This window comes from Aliiroseovarius sp. CAU 1755 (assembly GCF_054482655.1).
Genome location: NZ_JBTLRH010000001.1, coordinates 293,134 through 312,837 on the forward strand (window position 1 = coordinate 293,134; position 19,704 = coordinate 312,837).

Sequence of the window (19,704 nt, forward strand, 5' to 3'; positions counted from 1 at the left end):
CCCGCAAAGAACGCGGGTTTGGCGTCAAGTGACCTTGCTCTTCCCAAGAAAAACAGGTAACTGCGCGCGGACCCCACGTAGGAGAAAACGATGTCTGCGCCCAAGAAAGTTGTTCTGGCCTATTCCGGCGGCCTTGATACCTCGATCATCCTGAAATGGCTGCAAACCGAGTATGGTTGCGAAGTGATTACCTTTACCGCTGACCTGGGTCAGGGTGAAGAACTGGAACCCGCCCGCAAGAAGGCCGAGATGCTGGGCATCAAGCCCGAAAACATCCACATCGAAGACCTGCGCGAGGAATTCGTGCGCGACTATGTGTTCCCGATGTTCCGCGCCAATGCACAATACGAAGGGCTCTATCTGCTGGGCACTTCAATCGCGCGGCCGCTGATCTCGAAGCGATTGGTTGAGATTGCCGAAGAACACGGCGCGGATGCGGTCAGCCACGGCGCGACCGGCAAAGGCAACGATCAGGTTCGGTTTGAACTGGCCTGCTATGCGCTGAACCCGGAAATTCAGGTGATCGCGCCTTGGCGAAAGTGGGATCTGGGCTCGCGGACACGCTTGATTGAGTTCGCCGAGCAACACCAGATACCGGTCGCAAAAGACAAGCGTGGCGAGGCGCCGTTCTCGGTCGATGCGAACCTTCTACACACCTCGTCCGAGGGCAAATCCCTGGAAGATCCGGCCGAAGACGCGCCCGATTACGTGTACCAACGCACGGTTAATCCCGAAGACGCGCCTGATACGCCCGAGTTTATCGAGGTCGGTTTTGAAAAAGGCGACGCGGTGTCGGTCAACGGTGTCGACATGTCCCCCGCGACGATCCTGACTGTGCTGAACGAATACGGCCACAAGCACGGCATTGGTCGTCTTGATCTGGTCGAAGGTCGCTATGTCGGGATGAAATCGCGCGGCATCTACGAAACGCCCGGCGGCACCATTCTGCTGGACGCGCATCGCGGGATCGAGTCGATCACCATGGATCGTGGCGCGATGCACCTGAAAGACGAGCTGATGCCGAAATACGCCGAGCTGATTTACAACGGCTACTGGTTCAGCCCCGAACGCGAGATGTTGCAAGCCGCCATCGACGCCAGCCAGGACCACGTGACCGGTACGGTTCGCATGAAGCTTTACAAAGGGCTTGCCCGCGTTGTGGGGCGTTGGTCCGATCATTCGCTGTATTCAGAAGAACACGTGACGTTCGAAGAAGACATGGGCGCTTATGATCAGACCGACGCGGCTGGCTTCATCCAGCTGAATGCCCTGCGTCTGAAGCTGATCGCGATGCGCAACAAGCGCGTTGCAAAGTGACTTTCGACGACGATACCGATGATGAACTGGACATGTTCATCGAAGCTCAGGATACCGTATGGCACGATGTCCTGAACGAACTTCAGGCTGGAAAGAAGACAAGCCATTGGATGTGGTTTGTCTTCCCGCAGCTTGCTGAATTGGGCCGATCTGATCTGGCGCAGCTTTACGGGCTTGAGGATTTGAACGAAGCAACGGCCTATCTGCATCATGAAGAGCTGAAGCGCCGCCTGCTTGTGGTCTCATCGCTGCTGCTTGAGCACGCTGGCACCGACCCGGCGGACATTCTGGGCGAAGTTGACGCCAAGAAGCTGCGCTCCAGCATGACGATTTTTGCTGCCGTGCATGACGCCCCACCGATCTTTCAGCAGGTCCTAGAGGTGTTTTATGGCGGCACCCCGTGTGCCCACACGGTCGCCGCCCTGTCCCGGACCTGACGTCACCGGCCCTTTGGTCAATCTTGCCGCTTTACCCTGTTTGTCTTATCGCAATGCGATGCGGAGGGATTGACATGCCACTTACCAATATCGTTCAGGGAATGCAGGCCGGGCTTGCTGGCAATGGCTTTGACGGGTCGCTCAAGTTTGATTGCGGAAAGGACGGCGTTATCGTGCTGGCCGACAACGAAGTCAGCACCCAGGATCGCGAGACGGATTGCGTGCTTCACCTGTCCACCGAGAACCTGAAAAAGCTTTTGACCGGAAAGCTAAACCCGATGACCGCCGTTATGATGGGCAAGATAAAGATCACAGGTGATGTGTCGGTCGCAATGCGACTGGGGCAGCTATTGAAGGGCTAGTCAGAGCCTGTTTCAGTCAGAAACGCATCAACCTCAGCCCGATTTGGCATGGCGTCTGCGGTGCCGTGGCGGGTGACCTGAATGGCGGACGCAGCAGCGCCCAACCGCATCGCGTCGCGGATGTCCAACCCCTGATCCAGCCCGGCCGCGACATAGCCGATAAAGCAATCACCAGCGCCGGTCGTATCAACCGGATCGACCTTGAAAGCAGGGACGTCTGTTTTCTGGCCCTTTGCACCAACCCGCCACACGGCACCTTGCGCACCTTTGGTGATCAACAGGTTCGGCACATCAATTTGGTCCGTCGCCACGCCCAGCGCATTGGAAAGCTGTTTGGCTTCGACCTCATTCACCACAAGAAGGTCGGTCACGGGCAACATGTGCGCCGCGCGCGATGCGTCGAAGGGCGCGGCGGAGTAGACGACAAACAGGCCCTTCTTTCGTGCCAGCGTGGCGGCTTCCAACGTCAAAACCGTTTCATTCTGCATGATTAGAGTATCATTCGCATCGGCATCCTTGAGAGCGTCTGCGACTTGCGCGTCGGTTATCTGCGCATTTGCCCCCGCGAACAAGACAATCATATTCTCACCTGCTGCGTCGACGCAGATATTGGCGTGTCCTGTGGGCGTGTTGACCACTGCCACGTTGTCGGTTTTGACCCCAGCTTTGGCCAACCGGTCCACGCACCATGCTCCCTCCGCTCCGACGGCGCCGATATGATGAACTGTTGCCCCAGCCAGCGCAGCCGCGATGGATTGGTTTGCGCCCTTCCCGCCCAAACCGACACGATGATCATTCGACGCCAGCGTTTCACCCGGCCTCGGCAGGTGATCGACGTCATAGAAATTGTCGATGTTGATCGACCCCAGATTATAGATCGCCACGGCGGCCTCCTGCTTTTGGACAGCCTATTGCGCTGGACAGCGATCTCAAGGGAAAGCTAGGTTATTGCATCGAAGACCTATGATTTATTCGGGTTTCTGAATTTGAGATTCCTCTTGTATTCCATGGTATACCGTATAGATGAGCGGTAACGCGCACCAAAAGCCTGGAGACAACCATGACCACCAAGATCCAAGCAACCCTGATTCCCGGCGACGGTATCGGCCCCGAAATCACCGAAGCCGTGACCGCCATCCTTGACCATATGGGCAGCCCGTTTGAATGGGATGTTCAGCAGGCAGGTATGGCTGGCATTGACGCAACCGGCGACCCGCTTCCACAAGCCACCATTGACAGCATCCGTCGCACCAAACTGGCGCTGAAAGGCCCGCTGACCACGCCGGTCGGCGGTGGCTTCAAGTCGATCAACCTGCAACTGCGGCAGGAGTTTGAGCTTTTTGCCAACGTGCGCCCCACCAAGACGATCAAGACTGATGGGCGCTATGACAACATTGACATGGTGATTTTCCGTGAAAACCTCGAAGGCTATTACATCGCCGACGAAGGCTACATGGAGCATAACGGCGACCCGAAGGGCAAAGTTTACTCGACCGGCTACAACACCAAGGATGAAGCGCGCCGGATCACCCGCGCGGCGTTCGATTACGCAGTGGCAAATGGGCGCAAGAAGGTGTCGATCGTGCACAAGGCCAACATCCTGAAGCTGCTGTCCGGCATGTTTCTGGAAGAAGCCCGCGAGGTGGCGAAGGAATACGAGGGGCGCGTCGAGGTTGATGAACGCATCGTTGATGCCTGCGCCATGCAGATGGTCATGTATCCCGAAGCGTTTGATGTGATCGTCACCACCAACCTGTTTGGCGACATCCTGTCCGACCTTGCTGCCGGTCTGGTCGGCGGTCTGGGGCTGGCCCCCGGCGCGAACATCGGCAAAGACGCCGCAATCTTCGAGGCCGTCCATGGATCGGCCCCCGACATTGCCGGCCAGAAGAAAGCCAACCCCTGCGCCTTTCTGATGGCCGCTGGTCTGATGTTGGAACATGTTGGCCTGAATGCCGATGCCGATCGCCTGAAAAAGGCTGTGATAGACACTGTTCAAGCCAAAGATCGCGTCACCCCTGATCTGGGCGGCACCGGCAATACAATGTCGATCGCCGAAGCGATCATGGACCGTCTGTAAGCGCGATTGACGCGCCTCAAAGACAGCCAAGATCAATCATGCGAGCTTGCTTCTCAAGGAGGCTCGCATGACAGAACTGATCACCGTCACAAACGACACCGTCGAACAACACGGCTTTTTCTGCAAGATGAGCGCGCGCAAGACCAGTGCGTGGAAGCGGAAGCGCGCATGGCTCGCCGATCGCTTTGACGAAGGCTTGCAGCTGCGGCTGCTGGGCGACGGCGAACGCGGATTTGTCGAATTTATCCCGGCCGAATTCGCTTGGCGCGGGATTGAAAACGCGAAGGGTCTGGTCGCCATCCACTGTATCTGGGTCGTCGGTAAAAGCCGGGGTCAAGGTCACGCACAATTGCTGCTGGACGAAGTCGAAAACTGGGCCCGTGACAACGGCTTTCTCGGCGTGACCGCGCTGACTCGATCCGGCAACTGGTTGGTCGACAAGAAACTTCTGACGCCGCGGGGTTACCTGTCGGTCGATCAAGCCGACCCGAATTTCGACCTTGTCTTGAAGTCGTTCAAGAAAGGCCCCACCCCATCTATTGTTGGCAGGGCGGCAGAAAAGGCCAAGGCCTGCGGTCCCGGCCTAACGGTGTTCCACAGCGCGCAGTGCCCGTATCTGGAAGACGCGGTCAGCAACGCAAAAGACGCGGCAGACGAGGCGGGCATTCCCTTCCACGCGATCGAAGTCACATCCGCAAAGCAGCTTCGGCAGTCCGTTCCCAACCCCTATGGTGTCTTTTCAATCGTCCATGATGGGCGCGAGATTGCCAGCCACTACCTTTTGAAGAAGCAGATATTGCCACTGCTTGCGTTATCATAGCTGAAATCGGCCCCTGCGTCCGCAAGTCCCTTTTTTTTCGCGGCAATCTTGTGTATGTGGGTGTGGAATTCTCACCTTTCACCGTCCGGGCATTGACCCCGAGGTGAAGCTCTCCGCAAAAAAGAGGTGTCCTGACATGACTGATACATCACAACCCGACATTCTGTATACCATTGTAGACGAAGCGCCCGAGCTGGCCAGCGCCTCGTTCCTGCCGATCATCAAGCGCTTCGCTTCTGCCGCTGGTGTGACCGTCGGCACCAAAGATATCTCGCTTGCGGCGCGCATCATCTCGACTTTCCCGGAGAACCTGACGGCAGAGCAACGCCAATCCGACGATTTGGCCGAACTTGGCAACCTGGTGAAAACGCCCGACGCGAATGTTATCAAGCTGCCCAACATCTCGGCCTCGGTGCCGCAACTTGTGGCCGCGGTGGAAGAACTTCAGGCGCAGGGCTACAAGCTGCCCGACTATCCTGAAGAACCCAAGACAGACGAAGAAAGGGCCATCCGCGCGCGCTATGACGCCATCAAAGGGTCGGCGGTGAACCCGGTTCTACGTGAGGGCAACTCGGACCGTCGCGCGGCCAAGGCCGTGAAGAACTTCGCCCAAAAGAACCCGCATTCAATGGGTGAATGGTCGTCGGACAGCAAGACCAAGGTTTCGTCGATGCCCGACAATGACTTCTACGCGAATGAGAAGTCGGCAACGATCACCGCCGCGCAAGCGGGCGATGCGAAGATCGAATTTGTTGCCAAAGACGGTAGCGTCACCGTTCTGAAAGACGGCTGGACGCTGGACGAAGGCACCATCGCGGATGCGACCTTTATGTCGGCTCGCGCGCTGGGTGCTTTCCTGGCAGACGCCATTGAAGACACCAAGAAAGACGGCACCATGTTCTCGCTTCACATGAAAGCGACGATGATGAAGGTGTCGGATCCAATCATCTTTGGTCACGCCGTGAAAGCATGGCTCGCGCCCGTGTTCGACAAGTTTGGCGACAAGCTGGAAGCGTTGGGCGTGAACCCGAACTCCGGCATGGGCGACCTGCTGGAACGTGTCGAAGGCGACGCCGAGATTATGTCCGCCATTGAAGCTCTGACCGCTGACCGTCCCGCCATGTATATGGTCGACTCGGACAAGGGCATCACCAACCTGCATGTGCCGTCGGACGTGATCATCGACGCCTCGATGCCCGCCGTGATCCGCGCGGGCGGCAAGGGTTGGGACGCCGCTGGCAAGAAAGGCGACACCAATTGCGTGATCCCCGACCGTTGCTACGCGACCGTCTATGACGAGACGATCAACTTCTTCAAACAGAACGGCAAGCTGGACGTAACCACTGCAGGGGCCGTGGCAAATGTGGGTCTAATGGCGCAGAAAGCCGAAGAATATGGCTCGCACCCCACCACGTTCGAGGCGCCTGCCGATGGCACCATCCGCATCGTATTGGCAAACGGCGATACGCTGCATTCGCACGATGTCGAAGCCGGTGACATCTGGCGCGCTTGCACCGTGAAGAAGGCTCCGATTGAAAACTGGATCGAGCTTGCGATGGATCGTCAGCGCCTGACCGGGTCCGAAGCGATCTTCTGGCTGGACGCGAACCGCGCCCATGACGCCGAGCTGATCAAATATGTGAAGCCAGCGCTTGAAAAAGCCGGTGTGGCGGACAAGTTCCAGATCATGGCGCCGCGCGAAGCGACCCGCCAGTCGCTGGAAACCATCACCGCGGGCAAGGATTCGATTGCCATCACCGGCAACGTGCTGCGCGACTATCTGACCGACCTGTTCCCAATCCTTGAGCTTGGCACCTCGGCCAAGATGCTGTCGATCGTGAAGCTGATGCAGGGCGGCGGGCTGTTTGAAACCGGTGCCGGTGGCTCTGCCCCCAAGCACGTTCAGCAGTTGGTTGAAGAAAACCACCTGCGCTGGGATTCGATGGGTGAGTTCTGTGCGCTGGGTGAAAGCCTGAACTTCCTGGCCGACGCGAAGGGCAACGCCAAAGCGGGCGTTCTGGGTCGGGCGGCCGAAGATGCCACGCAGGGTATTCTGGACAACAACCGCTCGCCCTCGCGCAAAGTGGGCGAGCCGGACAACCGCGACAGCCACTATTGGTTCGCCCGTTACTGGGCCGAAGCATTAGCCGCGCAAACCGACGACGCCGAGATTGCGGCAGAGTTTGCACCCGTGGCGAAAGCTCTGGCCGATGGTGAAAGTGCCATCTTGGCTGAAATCGCAGCCGTCCAAGGGCCAGCAGCTGACATCGGGGGTTATTACCATCCGAGCGTCGAGAAGAAGGCGAAAGTGATGCGGCCCAGCGCGACGCTGAACGCCATCATCGGCTAAAGACTATCCGATCCAAACCTGAACGCCCTACCGTGAATTCGGTGGGGCGTTTTTCTTTCTCTGTCTGCGCAGAAACTAGTCCCGCAAGACGCCAGAATTTCGCAATGTGGCGTGATCGGGAAACCAGATGGACGGGCTGGCAGTCTGGAACATACGCGTCAGGAAAGGCTCTGACGCGCCTTGGTTTCTGAAAAACTCTCGGTCGCGGTCCTGTTCAGCTTCGATGTCAAACCGAGGCAGTTGCGCCGCATCGTGCAGCGCGTAGCCGTGAAACCCAAGCCTTGCGCCCGCATCCGCCGACCGCCGATCCCCGGCCATAAACACCGTCGTGCATGCGGAAGCGCAGATTTGCGCCACATGTGTGGAAAGCCCTTTTTGCCTGATTAGGCCTGCCAGCCCACGTGCCTCGAATATATTCCCGCCTTCGCTTTCCAAATGAACCGTGATTACGTCAGGCGTCACCTCCAGAAGCTCGCGAAGCTTCTTGGTCACGCCGTGCGTGATGGTTCCGCTAATCAGGATGGTGTTGCCATCATCCGAGACATTCAGCGCGTATTGTGCGGCACGGTATCGCTCCAGCTTGGCAAAATGGTGCTCTTCTTCTGGCGCGGGATTTGCTGCCAAAACAAGACCCCACCACTGCGCAAACATGATAAAAACAGCAATGATCAAGGCGATCATCCCGCCCCAAAGCGGCAACAGTGACCCAGTGCCAGAAAGGTTGTGTTCGGCCGCCCTGAAATACCCCGTGGCTTGCCAGATGAAAATCAGCGCATCCAGAACAACGGCAACCAGAAAGATTGGCGCCGGCAACGGTTGGGCCTGCGTCAGAATAACCAACGCAAAATAGACCAACAGCCGCAGCGCAACCCCATTCAGCCAAAACGACCGAGCCAAGGGATGTTCCCCGCGCCAATGAGATCTGATGTACGTCATGCGCCACGTTACGAGCGACGCATGACGTTGGTCAAATAAGAGCCTACGTCGCTTTAGTGTTCGCCCAGCCGCGCCGCTGCCAGAACGGCCATGTTCAGAATGTCATTCGCGGTCGAATTCGTCGAACAGATCTGGATTGGCTGGTTGATCCCGGACAGGATCGGCCCGATCACCGTCGCTCCTGCCAGTTCCTGCATCAACTTCACCGAGATCGACGCAGAATGCCGCGCCGGAACCACCAACACATTGGCCGGAGCGGACAAGCGGCAGAATGGATACTGCGCCATAACGTCGGCGTTCAGGGCAACATCGGCCGTCATTTCACCGTCAAATTCGAAATCGACGCCCCGTGCTTCCAGGATCTCAGGCGCCTCGTGCATTTTCTCGGCGCGCTCTGACACCGGATAGCCAAAGGTCGAAAAGCTGACGAAGGCGACCCGGGGTTCAAGCCCCAACCCGCGTGCGACCGTCGCCGCGCGCTCGGCGATGTTTGCCAGATCCTCGCTGTCGGGCCATTCATGCACCAAGGTATCGGCGATCAGAACAATCCGGCCACGATGCAGCACCGCCGTGACGCCAACCGCCCCATCGCAGGCCCGCGCGTCGAAAACGTGATTGATCCGATCAAGCACATAGGCCGATTTGCGTGTCGCACCGGTGATCAGCCCGTCGCCATGCCCATGCGCCAGCATAAGGGAGGAAAACACATGCCGATCACGGGCCGCCAGCCGGTGAATATCGTGACGGTCGAACCCTTTTCGCTGCAACCGCTCATACAGGAAGTCTTTATAGACGGGCATGAATTCGGTGTTGCCCGCATTGACCACGCGCAGTTCACGAACGGCATCCTCTAGCCCTTCGGCAACAAGCTTGGCTTTGACATCCTCTTCACGGCCAACGACCAAGGCCCGCCCGTAGCCGTCACGCTGATATTGCACAGCCGCACGCAGAACCTGCGGCGTATCGCCTTCGGCAAAGACCATCGTCGCCTGGTTTTTCCGCGCCCGCGCCGTGATCCCCCGCAGGATTGAGGCCGTCGGGTCCATCCGCGCTTTCAACGACATCTCGTAGCCATCCATGTCGATGATGGGTCGGCGGGCTACCCCAGTGTCCATGCCAGCCCGCGCCACGGCGGGCGGAATGCGGTAAATCAGCCGCGGATCGAATGGCGTGGGAATGATATAGTCCCGACCGAATGTCAGCTTTTTGCCGTAGGCAACCGCCACTTCGTCTGGCACATCTTCGCGCGCCAGCTCTGCCAAGGCACGGGCGCAGGCCAGCTTCATCTCGTCATTGATGGCGCGCGCGTTGATGTCCAGCGCGCCGCGAAACAGGTAGGGAAAGCCCAGCACATTATTGACCTGGTTTGGATAGTCCGACCGGCCCGTGGCGACGATCGCGTCATTGCGCACTTCGTGGGCTTCTTCGGGGGTGATCTCGGGGTCGGGGTTCGCCATGGCGAAAATGACAGGATTATCTGCCATCGAAGCCACCATGTCTTGCGTCACGGCCCCCTTCACGGACACGCCAAGGAAAACATCCGCGCCCTGCATCGCCTCTTCCAAGGTGCGCAACTCGGTGTTGGCGGCGTGGGCAGATTTCCACTGGTTCATGCCGTCTTTGCGGCCCTGATAGATGACGCCTTTGGTGTCACAAACGATGCAATTGTCGTGCTTTGCACCCATCGTCTTGATCAGCTCGATACACGCAATCCCCGCTGCGCCCGCGCCGTTCAGGACGATGCGGCAGTCTTCAATTTTCTTGCCAGACAGGTGCAGCGCATTCATCAAGCCCGCCGCGCAGATCACCGCCGTTCCATGCTGGTCGTCATGGAAAACCGGGATGTCCATTTCTTCCTTGAGCCGCTGCTCGATGATAAAGCATTCCGGCGCCTTGATATCTTCAAGATTGATGCCGCCAAAGGTCGGTCCCATCAGCTTTACGGCGTTGATGAATGCGTCTGGATCTTCGGTGTCCAGTTCGATATCGATCGAGTTCACGTCCGCAAAGCGCTTGAACAGAACGGCCTTGCCTTCCATGACAGGTTTCGACGCAAGCGCACCAAGATTGCCCAGCCCCAAAACCGCCGTGCCGTTCGAAATCACGGCCACAAGATTGCCCTTGGTGGTGTAGTCATAAGCGGTCTGAGGATCAGCCGCGATAGCCTCGCAGGGCACCGCAACACCGGGGCTATAGGCCAGCGACAAATCACGCTGTGTTGTCATCGCAACCGATGCCGTAATTTCAAACTTTCCCGGCGACGGGTTCAAGTGATAGGCAAGTGCCTCTTCTGAGGTAATCTTGGCTTTGGGCATCGTCTTGGCCTTCTTCTACGCTTCTGTGCAGGCCAACCCATACAGGGGCAGAAACTGGGCCTCAACCGCTATTGACGCAGCTTTGTGTCTTTTTTCGATGGCTTTTTGTAATTCTGTGACCTTTATGCGCTAGTTTCTTGCAATTTTCGGAATGGTCGGCCTTTAGGCGGCACCCTTTTTGCGCGATATCATTCTGGCGTGCCTTTTCGGTCAAGACGCCCTATATCTCGACCCGTAAGCAGGAGGTCACACGTGGCGCAGAAAATCCTTTTGACCGGAGGCGCGGGCTTTATTGGCTCTCACACTTATGTCGAGCTTTGCAATGCGGGTTACGAGGTGGTCATTCTTGACAACTTCTCAAACGCCCAGCGCGATGTGACCGACCGACTGGAGGTTATCAGCGGCGCAGCAGTAACCTGTATCGAAGGCGATGTGCTGGACGCGGATTGCCTTGATCGCATCTTTTCAGACCATCAGATCAACGCCGTGATTCACTTCGCTGCGCTGAAGGCTGTGGGCGAAAGCACCGAGAAGCCGCTCGACTATCTGACCACCAACATCTCGGGTCTTTATACGCTTTTGGGGGCCATGCAGCGCGCTGGCGTATTCACTCTGGTCTTTTCTTCTTCGGCCACCGTTTACGGTCAGCCCGACCAGCTTCCGGTGCCTGAAACCGCGCCGCGCAGCTTCAACAGCCCCTATGGCTATACCAAGCTGGTGTGTGAGCAGTCGCTGGAACAAATCGCTGACTCAGATGATCGCTGGACCTTCGGCATCCTGCGCTATTTCAACCCGGCGGGCGCCCATCCCACAGGGCTGATCGGGGAAGATCCCAACGATATTCCAAACAATCTGATGCCCTATATCGCGAAGGTCGCTACTGGCGAGCTTGAGACGTTGTCAATCTTTGGTGCAGACTATGACACGCCCGACGGAACCGGTGTGCGCGACTATATCCATGTGATGGACCTTGCGCGTGGGCATGTGCAGTCTGTCGAAACGCTTCTGAATACCGGTGAAAGCCATACGGTGAACCTTGGCACTGGCACCGGCTATTCGGTTCTGGACATGCTGAAAGCCTATGAGCGTGCAGCCGGCCATACTTTGGCCTATGAAATTGCGCCGCGCCGCGCAGGAGATATCGCCTGTGTTTACGGTGACCCGAAGTTGGCGCGGGATTTGTTGGGTTTCAAGGCCAAGCTTGGCCTTGACGATATGTGTGCGTCTAGCTGGAATTGGGTCTCGCGGCGCAAAAACACCTGACCCCCCTTTCGCCCAAATGGCAGAGGTCATAGTCTTGCGCAAACCGCAAGACCGGGGGCCAGGGTGAGCGAAAAGACAGCCAAGATCACGCCGATGATGGCGCAGTTCCTTGACCTCAAGGAAAACTACCCTGACTCGCTGTTGTTTTATCGCATGGGCGATTTTTACGAGCTGTTCTTTGATGATGCTGTCGCCGCAGCAGCCGCGCTTGATATCGCGCTAACCAAGCGCGGCAAGCATCTGGGCGAAGACATCCCGATGTGCGGCGTGCCGGTTCACGCGGCCGAAGGTTACCTGCTGGCGCTGATCCGCAAGGGGTTCCGCGTTGCCGTCTGCGAGCAGATGGAGGATCCCGCCGAAGCCAAGAAGCGTGGGTCGAAATCAGTGGTGAAGCGCGACGTTGTGCGGCTTGTCACACCCGGCACGCTGACCGAAGAAAGCCTTCTGGATGCGCGGCGCCACAACTTTCTGGCCGCCTACAATGAAATACGCGACGACGCTGCTTTGGCATGGGTTGATATCTCGACCGGCGCGATCCGCGTTATGCCCTGTGCGCGCCACCGCCTGTCACCCGAACTGGCCCGACTTGCCCCTCGCGAATTGATCATTTGTGACACGATCGAAGCCGAATTGGCCGATTTAGTGACTGAATCAAGTGCATCTGCGACCCCTCTTTCGCGGGCTGCGTTTGACAGCACAAGTGCGGAAAAGCGGTTGCTTGACCTCTATAACATCGGCTCGCTTGAGGCGTTCGGCGCGTTTTCGCGGGCCGAGGTTGGTGCCTTGGGGGCGATCGTCGAATACCTCGACATCACACAAAAGGGCAAACTGCCTCTGCTGCAATCGCCACAACGCGAAACCGCGCAAGGCACGATGCAGATCGACGCAGCGACTCGCCGCAACCTTGAACTGACGCACAGCTTGTCAGGCGGTCGCGAAGGATCACTTTTGGCCGCAATAGATCACACCATCACCGCGGGTGGCGGTCGTTTGTTGGAGCGTCGGCTGTCCAGCCCATCGCGCAATCTGACCGAGATCCATGCACGCCTGTCTGCTGTGACGTTCCTGAAAGACGAGCGTCGGCTGGCCGAAGACTTGCGCACCGCCCTGCGCAACGCGCCAGACATGGACCGCGCACTGTCCCGACTGGGATTGGATCGCGGTGGGCCGCGCGATTTGGCCGCCATCCGCAGCGCGATCGCCGCCGCATCAGACATTCACGCCACGCTGTCCGGTCTTGATTTGCCCGAAACGCTTGCAAAAGCGACAGAGGCTTTGGTCGGGCATGACGATCTGTCTCGTCTGCTCGAAGACGCCCTGATTGCTGAACCCCCGCTTCTGGCGCGCGACGGCGGCTTTATCGCGCCCGGCTATGATCAAGACCTGGACGAAGCACGCCAATTGCGGGACGAAGGTCGCAGTGTCATCGCAAAGATGCAATCGCAATACGCGGAACACACCGGTATCGGGTCGCTGAAGATCAAGCACAACAACGTGCTTGGTTACTTCATCGAAACAACATCGACCCATGCCCAGAAAATGCTGGGGCCGCCTCTGTCTGAGCAATATATTCATCGCCAAACAACCGCCAACGCCGTGCGCTTCACGACCGTCGCACTTGGCGATATGGAAACCAAAATCCTGAATGCGCGCAACCGGTCGCTTGAGATCGAAAAAGGTCTCTATTCCGCCTTGGTTGAAGCAATTCTTGACCGCGCTGCCGCCCTTGCCCAAACCGCGCGCGCCCTGGCCGAGATCGACGTGGCCGCAGGGTTTTCAGACCTGGCCCGCGCTGAAAACTGGTGCAAACCTCTTGTTGATGACAGCCGCGTTCTTGACATCAAAGGCGGCAGGCACCCCGTTGTCGAAGCCGCCTTGCGAAAGACCGGCGAGCCGTTCATCGCCAATGATTGCGACCTTGCCGATGGCACCAAAGGGGCTGATGTCTGGCTTTTGACCGGGCCAAACATGGCGGGTAAGTCAACGTTTCTGCGCCAGAACGCCCTGATCGCTCTGCTGGCGCAAGCGGGAAGCTATGTCCCCGCAACATCCGCCCATATTGGCCTTGTCTCACAGCTTTTCAGTCGCGTTGGGGCGTCGGATGATCTGGCGCGTGGCCGCTCCACCTTCATGGTGGAAATGGTCGAAACGGCAGCCATTCTGAATCAGGCTGACGACCGGGCACTTGTCATTCTGGATGAAATCGGGCGTGGCACGGCGACCTATGACGGCCTGTCCATCGCGTGGGCGACACTTGAACATCTGCACGACGTCAACCGAAGCCGCGCGTTGTTCGCGACCCACTATCACGAAATGACGCAACTGGCGGACAAGCTGGACGGGGTTGAAAACGCGACCATCGCGGTCAAGGAGTGGGAAGGCGATGTCATCTTCCTGCACGAAGTGCGCAAAGGCGCGGCAGATCGGTCCTATGGGGTGCAAGTCGCCAAGCTTGCCGGGCTACCCGGAAGCGTGATCCAACGTGCAAACCTTGTTCTGGCGGCGCTTGAAAAAGGCGAGCGCGAAGGCAGCGGGCAAAAGGCCGTGATCGACGACTTGCCGCTTTTCTCGGCTGTTCCCGCGACCGCGCCGGTTAGCCAAAGCGGCCCTTCGGATCTGGAGCTTGCCCTGCGTGATATCCACCCCGACGATTTGCGACCCATCGAGGCGTTAAACCTTCTTTACGAGCTGAAAGAGCTGATGGGCGAAGGCTAGAACGCCCCCGCAAATGCAAGGGCGTTCAAAGGTGCGATTGCCCGTTTAGGCGGGCGTGGACGACACGCCAACCTGCGCGGGGCGCAAAAGGCGGTCATGTAGCATGAACCCTTCTGCCATGACCTGAATGATGTCGCCCGCTTTGCTACCGGGAACCGGGGCTTCGAACATCGCCTCGTGGATTTCAGGGTCGAATTTATCACCCTCTTTCGGGGACACGAGCCGCATTCCATGCTTCTCAAAGATGTTCAGAAGCGACCGCATCGTCAGCTCGACACCCTCAACCAAGGCTTTTGCGCCGTCGCCAGCATCGCCGGCAGCTTCCAGCGCGCGCTTCATGTTGTCATAAACCGGCAGCATATCGCGCGCCAGTTTCGACCCGCCATATTGCTCAGCTTCGCGGCGATCACGCTCACCACGCTTGCGGGTATTCTCCGCATCAGCCAGTGCACGCATGAAGCGGTCCTTGAATTCGTCCCGTTCGGCGCGCAGGGCGTCCATCTCTTCGGCTGGATCGACTTCGGTCAGGTCAATCTCGACCTCCTCGGTCATCAGCTCTTCGATTGCCGTTTCCATGTTTTCAACTGCGTTGTCTTTCGCGTCAGCCATCTCTTCGCCTCTATTTCCGATCCGAGATCATCTTGCCGATCAATTGCGCGGTGTAGTCCACGATGGGGACAATCCGTCCATAGTTTAACCGTGTGGGCCCGATGACCCCTACCGCACCAATAATCTTTCGATCAGCGTTCATATAAGGTGAAACCACCAAAGAGGAACCCGAAAGTGAGAAAAGTTTGTTCTCTGACCCAATAAAAATGCGCACACCCTCGCCTTGATCGGCAAGTTCAAGGAATTCTGCGATGTCACGCTTGCGTTCGAGGTCGTCAAACAGCGTTTTTATCTTTTCAAGGTCGGCGGCTTCCGCATCTTCGGCCAACAGATTTGACCGGCCCCGCACAATCAGACGCTCATAAGGCTGGCCTTCGTTTTCCCAAAGCGCGGCACCGCTTTCCACAAGATCCTGCGCCAGGACATCGAGCTCCTGTCGCCGCCTCTTGATTTCACGTGTCACAATGGTCTGCAATTCCGAGATCGTGCGCCCTTCGGCCAACGCATTCAGAAAGTTCGCAGCCTCGCGCATTGACGATGGGGTCTGGCCAATCGGCGGCGTGAACACGCGGTTTTCCACATGCCCGTCGGCGAACACCAGCACCACCAGCGCCCGGTCAGCGCCAAGCGATACAAACTCGATATGTTTGATCGGGGCTTCGTGCTTTGGTGTCAGAACAAGACTGGCCCCAGCGGTAATGCCAGACAGCGCGGACCCGACCCGGTCCATCATCGTGTTGATATTGCTGTCGGACTTGCCAACCGTCTCATCGATTTTCTGACGGTCCCCCTGATCCAGATTGGACACTTCCAAAAGCCCGTCGACAAACATCCGCAGACCAAGCTCGGTCGGGATGCGCCCGGCCGAGATATGCGGGCTGCCCAACAGCCCCATAAACTCCAAGTCCTGCATGACGTTGCGAATGGTCGCCGCGCTTACCTTTTCGGTCAGGGCGCGGGTCAGCGTGCGTGACCCCACCGGTGCACCCGTGCTCAGGTAGCTTTCAACCACGCTTCGAAACACCTCGCGCGAACGGGCGTTCATATCGTTCATCAGATCTGGACGGTCTTCCATGCGCAATCGCCTTGCCTTTTCGCCAGAGCCATGGGTATCACGCCTTTGAACATGAAACAAAGGGGGAAGCTCATGCGCCCATCAGGTCGGAATCTAGATCAAATGCGCCCGGTTTCAATCGAGACCGGAGTCACAAAGCATGCCGAAGGTTCGTGCATGATTAAAATGGGTGACACGCATGTGCTGTGCACTGCCTCGCTTGAGGAACGCGTGCCGCCGTTTCTGCGCAATTCCGGCAAGGGCTGGGTGACCGCAGAATACGGTATGCTGCCCCGGTCCACCGGGTCGCGGATGCGTCGCGAAGCCGCAGCTGGTAAGCAGGGCGGGCGGACGGTCGAAATCCAACGCCTGATCGGTCGTTCACTGCGCGCCGGTGTTGATCTGGTTGGTCTTGGCGAACGCCAAATCACCGTCGATTGCGATGTTATTCAGGCCGATGGCGGCACGCGCTGTGCGGCGATCACCGGTGGCTGGGTTGCGTTGCGTCTGGCCGTGAACAAGCTGCTGAAGGCGGGCGACATCACCACCAACCCGCTGGTTGATCCGGTGGCTGCTGTGTCATGCGGCATATATGCAGGCCAGCCGGTGCTTGATCTGGATTATCCCGAGGACAGCGAAGCGGGCGTAGATGGCAATTTCGTGCTTTGCGGCCCGAAACTGATCGAGGTGCAAATGTCCGCTGAAGGGTCGACCTTCACCCGCGACCAAATGAACGAGCTGATGAACCTTGCCGACAAAGGCGTGTCCGAGCTGGTCGCCGCTCAGTTAGAGGCAACGAGCTAATGCGCAAGTTCACGGGCAAGGAGCTTGTCATCGCGACCCATAATGACGGCAAGCTGCGCGAAATTTCCGCGTTGCTAGAGCCTTTTGGCGTCAAAGTGACATCGGCGGGGGCTCTTGGTTTGGATGAGCCTGAGGAAACCGAAGACACCTTCGTCGGCAATGCCCGGATCAAGGCGCACTTTGCCGCAAAGGCCTCTGGCCTGCCCGCGCTGTCCGACGACAGCGGCATCATGGTCGATGCGCTGGACGGCGCTCCAGGCGTTTACACCGCAGATTGGGCCGAAACGCCCAATGGTCGTGATTTTCCCATGGCGATGGAAAAAACATGGGCGCTTCTGGAAGAAAAGAACGCGCCACACCCGCGCTTGGCCAAGTTTTGTGCCACGCTGTGCCTGGCTTGGCCCGATGGGCATGACGAGGTATTCGAAGGCAGCGTTGATGGGCACCTGACATGGCCCATGCGCGGCGATCTTGGGTTCGGATATGACCCCATTTTCGTGCCAAACGGGCACGACATCACCTTTGGTGAAATGGACCCGACCAAAAAACATCAGATGAGCCACCGCGCCGACGCGTTCGCCAAACTTGTGCGTGGCGCATTTGCTTGAAAATTGGCAAATCGGCGGGTTCGGACTGTATGTCCACTGGCCGTTCTGCCAATCCAAATGCCCCTATTGCGATTTCAACAGCCATGTCGTCGCGTCGATCGACCATGACGCTTGGCTAAACGCCTACATCGCGGAGATTGACCGATACGCGGCTGAAACGCCTGATCGCATCCTGAACTCAATCTATTTCGGCGGCGGCACACCAAGCCTGATGGCGCCAGCGACCGTTGGGGCGATCATCGAACGCGCCGCGCATCACTGGACCTTCGCCAATGACATTGAAATCACGCTGGAGGCCAACCCCGGATCAATCGAGGCGCAGAACTTCGTGGGCTACAAAGCGGGGGGCGTCAACCGGATCTCGGTCGGCATTCAGGCATTGAATGACACGGACCTGAAGCGGTTGGGGCGCCTGCATACCGTGAGCGAAGCGAAGCAGGCTCTAACCTTGGCGAAATCACTGTTTGACCGGGTAAGTTTTGACCTGATCTATGCGCGGCAAGATCAATCAATGGACGCGTGGAAAGATGAGCTGCAATGCGCGCTTTCATTCGGGGCCGATCATCTGTCGCTCTATCAACTCACCATCGAACCCGGAACAGCATTCGGCGCACGGTTTGACGCGGGAAAGCTTCAAGGCTTACCCCCGGACGAGCTTGCGACGGACATGTATTTCCTGACGCAACAGTTGACAACAGATGCAGGTCTTCCGGCCTATGAAGTATCCAACCACGCGGCCCCCACACAGGAAAGCCGACACAACATGATTTATTGGCGGTCCGGCGATTGGGTGGGAATCGGACCCGGCGCGCATGGTCGCCTGACCATTGACGGGACCAGATTTGCCAGCGAAGCGCCGCTTTCACCCGCGCTCTGGCTTAGTGCGGCGGCGAATGGAGCCGCTGAAAACATCCGCTCGGTGATTGAGCTTGATGAGCAGACGACTGAATACCTTCTTATGGGCCTTAGAACGACCGAGGGCATCGATCTTGACCGCCTTGACGATCAGTTCAAATCAAAGTTAAGTGTAAATAAAATCAAAGGCTTAATTGAGCTTTCGTTGGTCGAAGTCACCGATCAGACACTAAAAGCGACCCGCGCGGGCCGCCCCGTGTTGAATGCAATCATCCGCGAGCTGCTCCCGGACTAAGTCGAAAGCTTGCCGCAAAGCTCGTCAAGCTCGTCCAGAGACTTATAGCGAACCGTCACGACCCCCGCATCGCCCCCGGCTGCGTGATCGATCTGAACCTTCATACCCAGCGCGGCAGAGAGGTCGGATTCAAGCGCTCGTGTGTCTGCGTCTTTCTCTGCCCTCTGCGCTGCCGGTTTCGCAACCTTTGCAGCGGGTGCTTTGGCAAGCTTTTCAGCGGCGCGAACGGAAAGCCCTTTGGAAATGATCTGACGCGCAAGCTCTAAGGGGTGTTCGGCATTGACCAAGGTGCGCGCGTGGCCGGCTGTCAGCTTCCCATCACGAACGAAATCCTGCACCTCTTCGGGCAGGTTCAAAAGGCGCAGCAGATTCGCGATGTGGCTTCGGCTTTTTCCAAGCGCCTCGGATACTTTTTCCTGCGTATGACCAAAACGCTTCATCAAGTCGCGATACCCTGCGGCCTCTTCTATCGCATTGAGGTCGGCGCGCTGGATATTCTCGATGATTGCGACTTCCAACGCCTCTGTATCGCTATATTCTCTAATGATAACAGGTAGTTCGTGAAGCTGCGCCATCTGAGAGGCGCGCCAGCGCCGCTCCCCTGCGACAATCTCGAACTCACCTTCCTTGGTTGGGCTAGGGCGAACGATAAGCGGTTGAATTACGCCCTTTTCGCGGATCGAGGACGCGAGATCCTCCAGCTGTTCCTGTGTGAACAGGCGGCGCGGCTGTTCTGGGTTGGGAACGATCTTTTCGACGGGCACCAACATGTCGGCACGCCGCGTTGCCTGCGCCTCTGACCTGGTGTCGTCTTCGGGCGTCACGTCCGCCATAAGGGCGGACAGCCCCCGGCCAAGGCCTCTTTGCTTTTGGTTCTTGCTCAC

The 19,704-nt window shown here is 58.0% G+C and carries 17 protein-coding genes; 11 read left to right on the plus strand and 6 right to left on the minus strand.

Annotated elements, in window-relative coordinates; translation table 11 throughout:
- Nucleotides 1-90 precede the first annotated feature (90 nt).
- From ACXYMP_RS01465 to ACXYMP_RS01475, 3 genes are all read left to right on the plus strand, one after another.
- The gene (locus tag ACXYMP_RS01465; RefSeq protein WP_298566877.1) at nucleotides 91-1,317 is read left to right on the plus strand and encodes an argininosuccinate synthase; all 1,227 of its coding nucleotides are present in this window, start codon (nucleotides 91-93) and stop codon (nucleotides 1,315-1,317) included.
- 32 nt (nucleotides 1,318-1,349) lie between these two features.
- Nucleotides 1,350-1,754, plus strand: a complete 405-nt coding sequence (locus ACXYMP_RS01470) for a DUF1810 domain-containing protein (RefSeq protein WP_298567560.1) — start codon at nucleotides 1,350-1,352, stop codon at nucleotides 1,752-1,754.
- 74 nt (nucleotides 1,755-1,828) lie between these two features.
- Nucleotides 1,829-2,116: an SCP2 sterol-binding domain-containing protein gene (locus ACXYMP_RS01475; protein ID WP_458903883.1), complete on the plus strand. Its 288-nt coding sequence runs from the start codon at nucleotides 1,829-1,831 to the stop codon at nucleotides 2,114-2,116.
- Here the strand turns inward: ACXYMP_RS01475 and ACXYMP_RS01480 are convergent.
- Nucleotides 2,113-3,000 (minus strand): ribokinase, encoded by an 888-nt coding sequence (locus tag ACXYMP_RS01480; protein WP_458903885.1) that lies wholly within the window; start codon nucleotides 2,998-3,000, stop codon nucleotides 2,113-2,115. The genes ACXYMP_RS01475 and ACXYMP_RS01480 overlap by 4 nt on opposite strands.
- 176 nt (nucleotides 3,001-3,176) lie before the next feature.
- On the opposite strand from ACXYMP_RS01480, the gene ACXYMP_RS01485 reads away from it, so the two are divergent.
- The 3 genes from ACXYMP_RS01485 (at nucleotide 3,177) to ACXYMP_RS01495 (ending at nucleotide 7,366) form a co-directional block, all read left to right on the plus strand.
- On the plus strand, nucleotides 3,177-4,196 hold the full coding sequence (locus ACXYMP_RS01485; RefSeq protein ID WP_458903887.1) for an isocitrate/isopropylmalate dehydrogenase family protein: 1,020 nt from the start codon (nucleotides 3,177-3,179) through the stop codon (nucleotides 4,194-4,196).
- A gap of 67 nt (nucleotides 4,197-4,263) precedes the next feature.
- Nucleotides 4,264-5,016 (plus strand): GNAT family N-acetyltransferase, encoded by a 753-nt coding sequence (locus ACXYMP_RS01490; protein WP_458903889.1) that lies wholly within the window; start codon nucleotides 4,264-4,266, stop codon nucleotides 5,014-5,016.
- Nucleotides 5,017-5,152: 136 nt separating this feature from the next.
- Entirely contained in the window at nucleotides 5,153-7,366 is a 2,214-nt protein-coding gene (locus ACXYMP_RS01495; RefSeq protein ID WP_458903891.1) for an NADP-dependent isocitrate dehydrogenase, read from the plus strand.
- A 75-nt stretch (nucleotides 7,367-7,441) separates the two neighbouring features.
- Here the strand turns inward: ACXYMP_RS01495 and ACXYMP_RS01500 are convergent, their stop codons facing one another.
- Both ACXYMP_RS01500 and ACXYMP_RS01505 read right to left on the minus strand, forming a co-directional pair.
- Entirely contained in the window at nucleotides 7,442-8,263 is an 822-nt protein-coding gene (locus ACXYMP_RS01500) for a COG3904 family protein (RefSeq protein WP_458903893.1), read from the minus strand.
- 92 nt (nucleotides 8,264-8,355) lie between these two features.
- On the minus strand, nucleotides 8,356-10,617 hold the full coding sequence (locus ACXYMP_RS01505) for an NADP-dependent malic enzyme (RefSeq protein ID WP_298566885.1): 2,262 nt from the start codon (nucleotides 10,615-10,617) through the stop codon (nucleotides 8,356-8,358).
- 252 nt (nucleotides 10,618-10,869) lie between these two features.
- On the opposite strand from ACXYMP_RS01505, the gene galE reads away from it, so the two are divergent.
- Both galE and mutS read left to right on the plus strand, forming a co-directional pair.
- On the plus strand, nucleotides 10,870-11,880 hold the full coding sequence (gene galE, locus ACXYMP_RS01510; RefSeq protein WP_298566886.1) for a UDP-glucose 4-epimerase GalE: 1,011 nt from the start codon (nucleotides 10,870-10,872) through the stop codon (nucleotides 11,878-11,880).
- Between the two features lie 93 nt (nucleotides 11,881-11,973).
- Nucleotides 11,974-14,595 carry a DNA mismatch repair protein MutS gene (gene mutS, locus ACXYMP_RS01515; protein WP_458905284.1) on the plus strand — a complete coding sequence of 874 codons (2,622 nt, stop codon included), beginning with the start codon at nucleotides 11,974-11,976 and terminating at the stop codon, nucleotides 14,593-14,595.
- 45 nt (nucleotides 14,596-14,640) lie between these two features.
- Here mutS and ACXYMP_RS01520 read toward each other — a convergent pair whose 3' ends face one another.
- Nucleotides 14,641-15,204, minus strand: coding sequence for a nucleotide exchange factor GrpE (locus ACXYMP_RS01520; RefSeq protein ID WP_298566887.1), 564 nt, complete (start codon nucleotides 15,202-15,204; stop codon nucleotides 14,641-14,643).
- 10 nt (nucleotides 15,205-15,214) lie between these two features.
- On the minus strand, nucleotides 15,215-16,279 hold the full coding sequence (gene hrcA, locus ACXYMP_RS01525; RefSeq protein ID WP_298566888.1) for a heat-inducible transcriptional repressor HrcA: 1,065 nt from the start codon (nucleotides 16,277-16,279) through the stop codon (nucleotides 15,215-15,217).
- Nucleotides 16,280-16,351: 72 nt separating this feature from the next.
- Between hrcA and rph the strand changes: the two genes are divergently transcribed.
- The 3 genes from rph to hemW are packed head-to-tail and all read left to right on the plus strand — an operon-like array spanning nucleotide 16,352 to nucleotide 18,820.
- The gene (rph, locus tag ACXYMP_RS01530) at nucleotides 16,352-17,062 is read left to right on the plus strand and encodes a ribonuclease PH (RefSeq protein WP_298566889.1); all 711 of its coding nucleotides are present in this window, start codon (nucleotides 16,352-16,354) and stop codon (nucleotides 17,060-17,062) included.
- Entirely contained in the window at nucleotides 17,062-17,670 is a 609-nt protein-coding gene (gene rdgB, locus ACXYMP_RS01535; RefSeq protein ID WP_458903897.1) for an RdgB/HAM1 family non-canonical purine NTP pyrophosphatase, read from the plus strand. The genes rph and rdgB overlap by 1 nt, the downstream gene beginning before the upstream one ends.
- Complete coding sequence (gene hemW, locus ACXYMP_RS01540) at nucleotides 17,663-18,820, plus strand: radical SAM family heme chaperone HemW (RefSeq protein WP_458905286.1); 1,158 nt, start codon at nucleotides 17,663-17,665, stop codon at nucleotides 18,818-18,820. Before rdgB ends, hemW begins: the two co-directional genes overlap by 8 nt.
- On the opposite strand, the gene ACXYMP_RS01545 is transcribed toward hemW, so the two are convergent.
- The gene (locus ACXYMP_RS01545; protein WP_458903899.1) at nucleotides 18,817-19,704 is read right to left on the minus strand and encodes a ParB/RepB/Spo0J family partition protein; all 888 of its coding nucleotides are present in this window, start codon (nucleotides 19,702-19,704) and stop codon (nucleotides 18,817-18,819) included. The two genes, hemW and ACXYMP_RS01545, sit on opposite strands and share 4 nt — an antisense overlap.

What these genes read in the sequence shown, in the direction of transcription:
- ACXYMP_RS01465 (WP_298566877.1), top strand. Translation starts at nt 91, where the DNA reads ATGTCTGCGCCCAAGAAAGTTGTTCTGGCCTATTCCGGCGGCCTTGAT.
- ACXYMP_RS01470 (WP_298567560.1), top strand. Translation starts at nt 1,350, where the DNA reads ATGTTCATCGAAGCTCAGGATACCGTATGGCACGATGTCCTGAACGAA.
- ACXYMP_RS01475 (WP_458903883.1), top strand. Translation starts at nt 1,829, where the DNA reads ATGCCACTTACCAATATCGTTCAGGGAATGCAGGCCGGGCTTGCTGGC.
- ACXYMP_RS01485 (WP_458903887.1), top strand. Translation starts at nt 3,177, where the DNA reads ATGACCACCAAGATCCAAGCAACCCTGATTCCCGGCGACGGTATCGGC.
- ACXYMP_RS01490 (WP_458903889.1), top strand. Translation starts at nt 4,264, where the DNA reads ATGACAGAACTGATCACCGTCACAAACGACACCGTCGAACAACACGGC.
- ACXYMP_RS01495 (WP_458903891.1), top strand. Translation starts at nt 5,153, where the DNA reads ATGACTGATACATCACAACCCGACATTCTGTATACCATTGTAGACGAA.
- ACXYMP_RS01505 (WP_298566885.1), bottom strand. Translation starts at nt 10,617, where the DNA reads ATGCCCAAAGCCAAGATTACCTCAGAAGAGGCACTTGCCTATCACTTG.
- mutS (WP_458905284.1), top strand. Translation starts at nt 11,974, where the DNA reads ATGATGGCGCAGTTCCTTGACCTCAAGGAAAACTACCCTGACTCGCTG.
- ACXYMP_RS01520 (WP_298566887.1), bottom strand. Translation starts at nt 15,204, where the DNA reads ATGGCTGACGCGAAAGACAACGCAGTTGAAAACATGGAAACGGCAATC.
- hrcA (WP_298566888.1), bottom strand. Translation starts at nt 16,279, where the DNA reads ATGGAAGACCGTCCAGATCTGATGAACGATATGAACGCCCGTTCGCGC.
- rph (WP_298566889.1), top strand. Translation starts at nt 16,352, where the DNA reads ATGCGCCCATCAGGTCGGAATCTAGATCAAATGCGCCCGGTTTCAATC.
- rdgB (WP_458903897.1), top strand. Translation starts at nt 17,062, where the DNA reads ATGCGCAAGTTCACGGGCAAGGAGCTTGTCATCGCGACCCATAATGAC.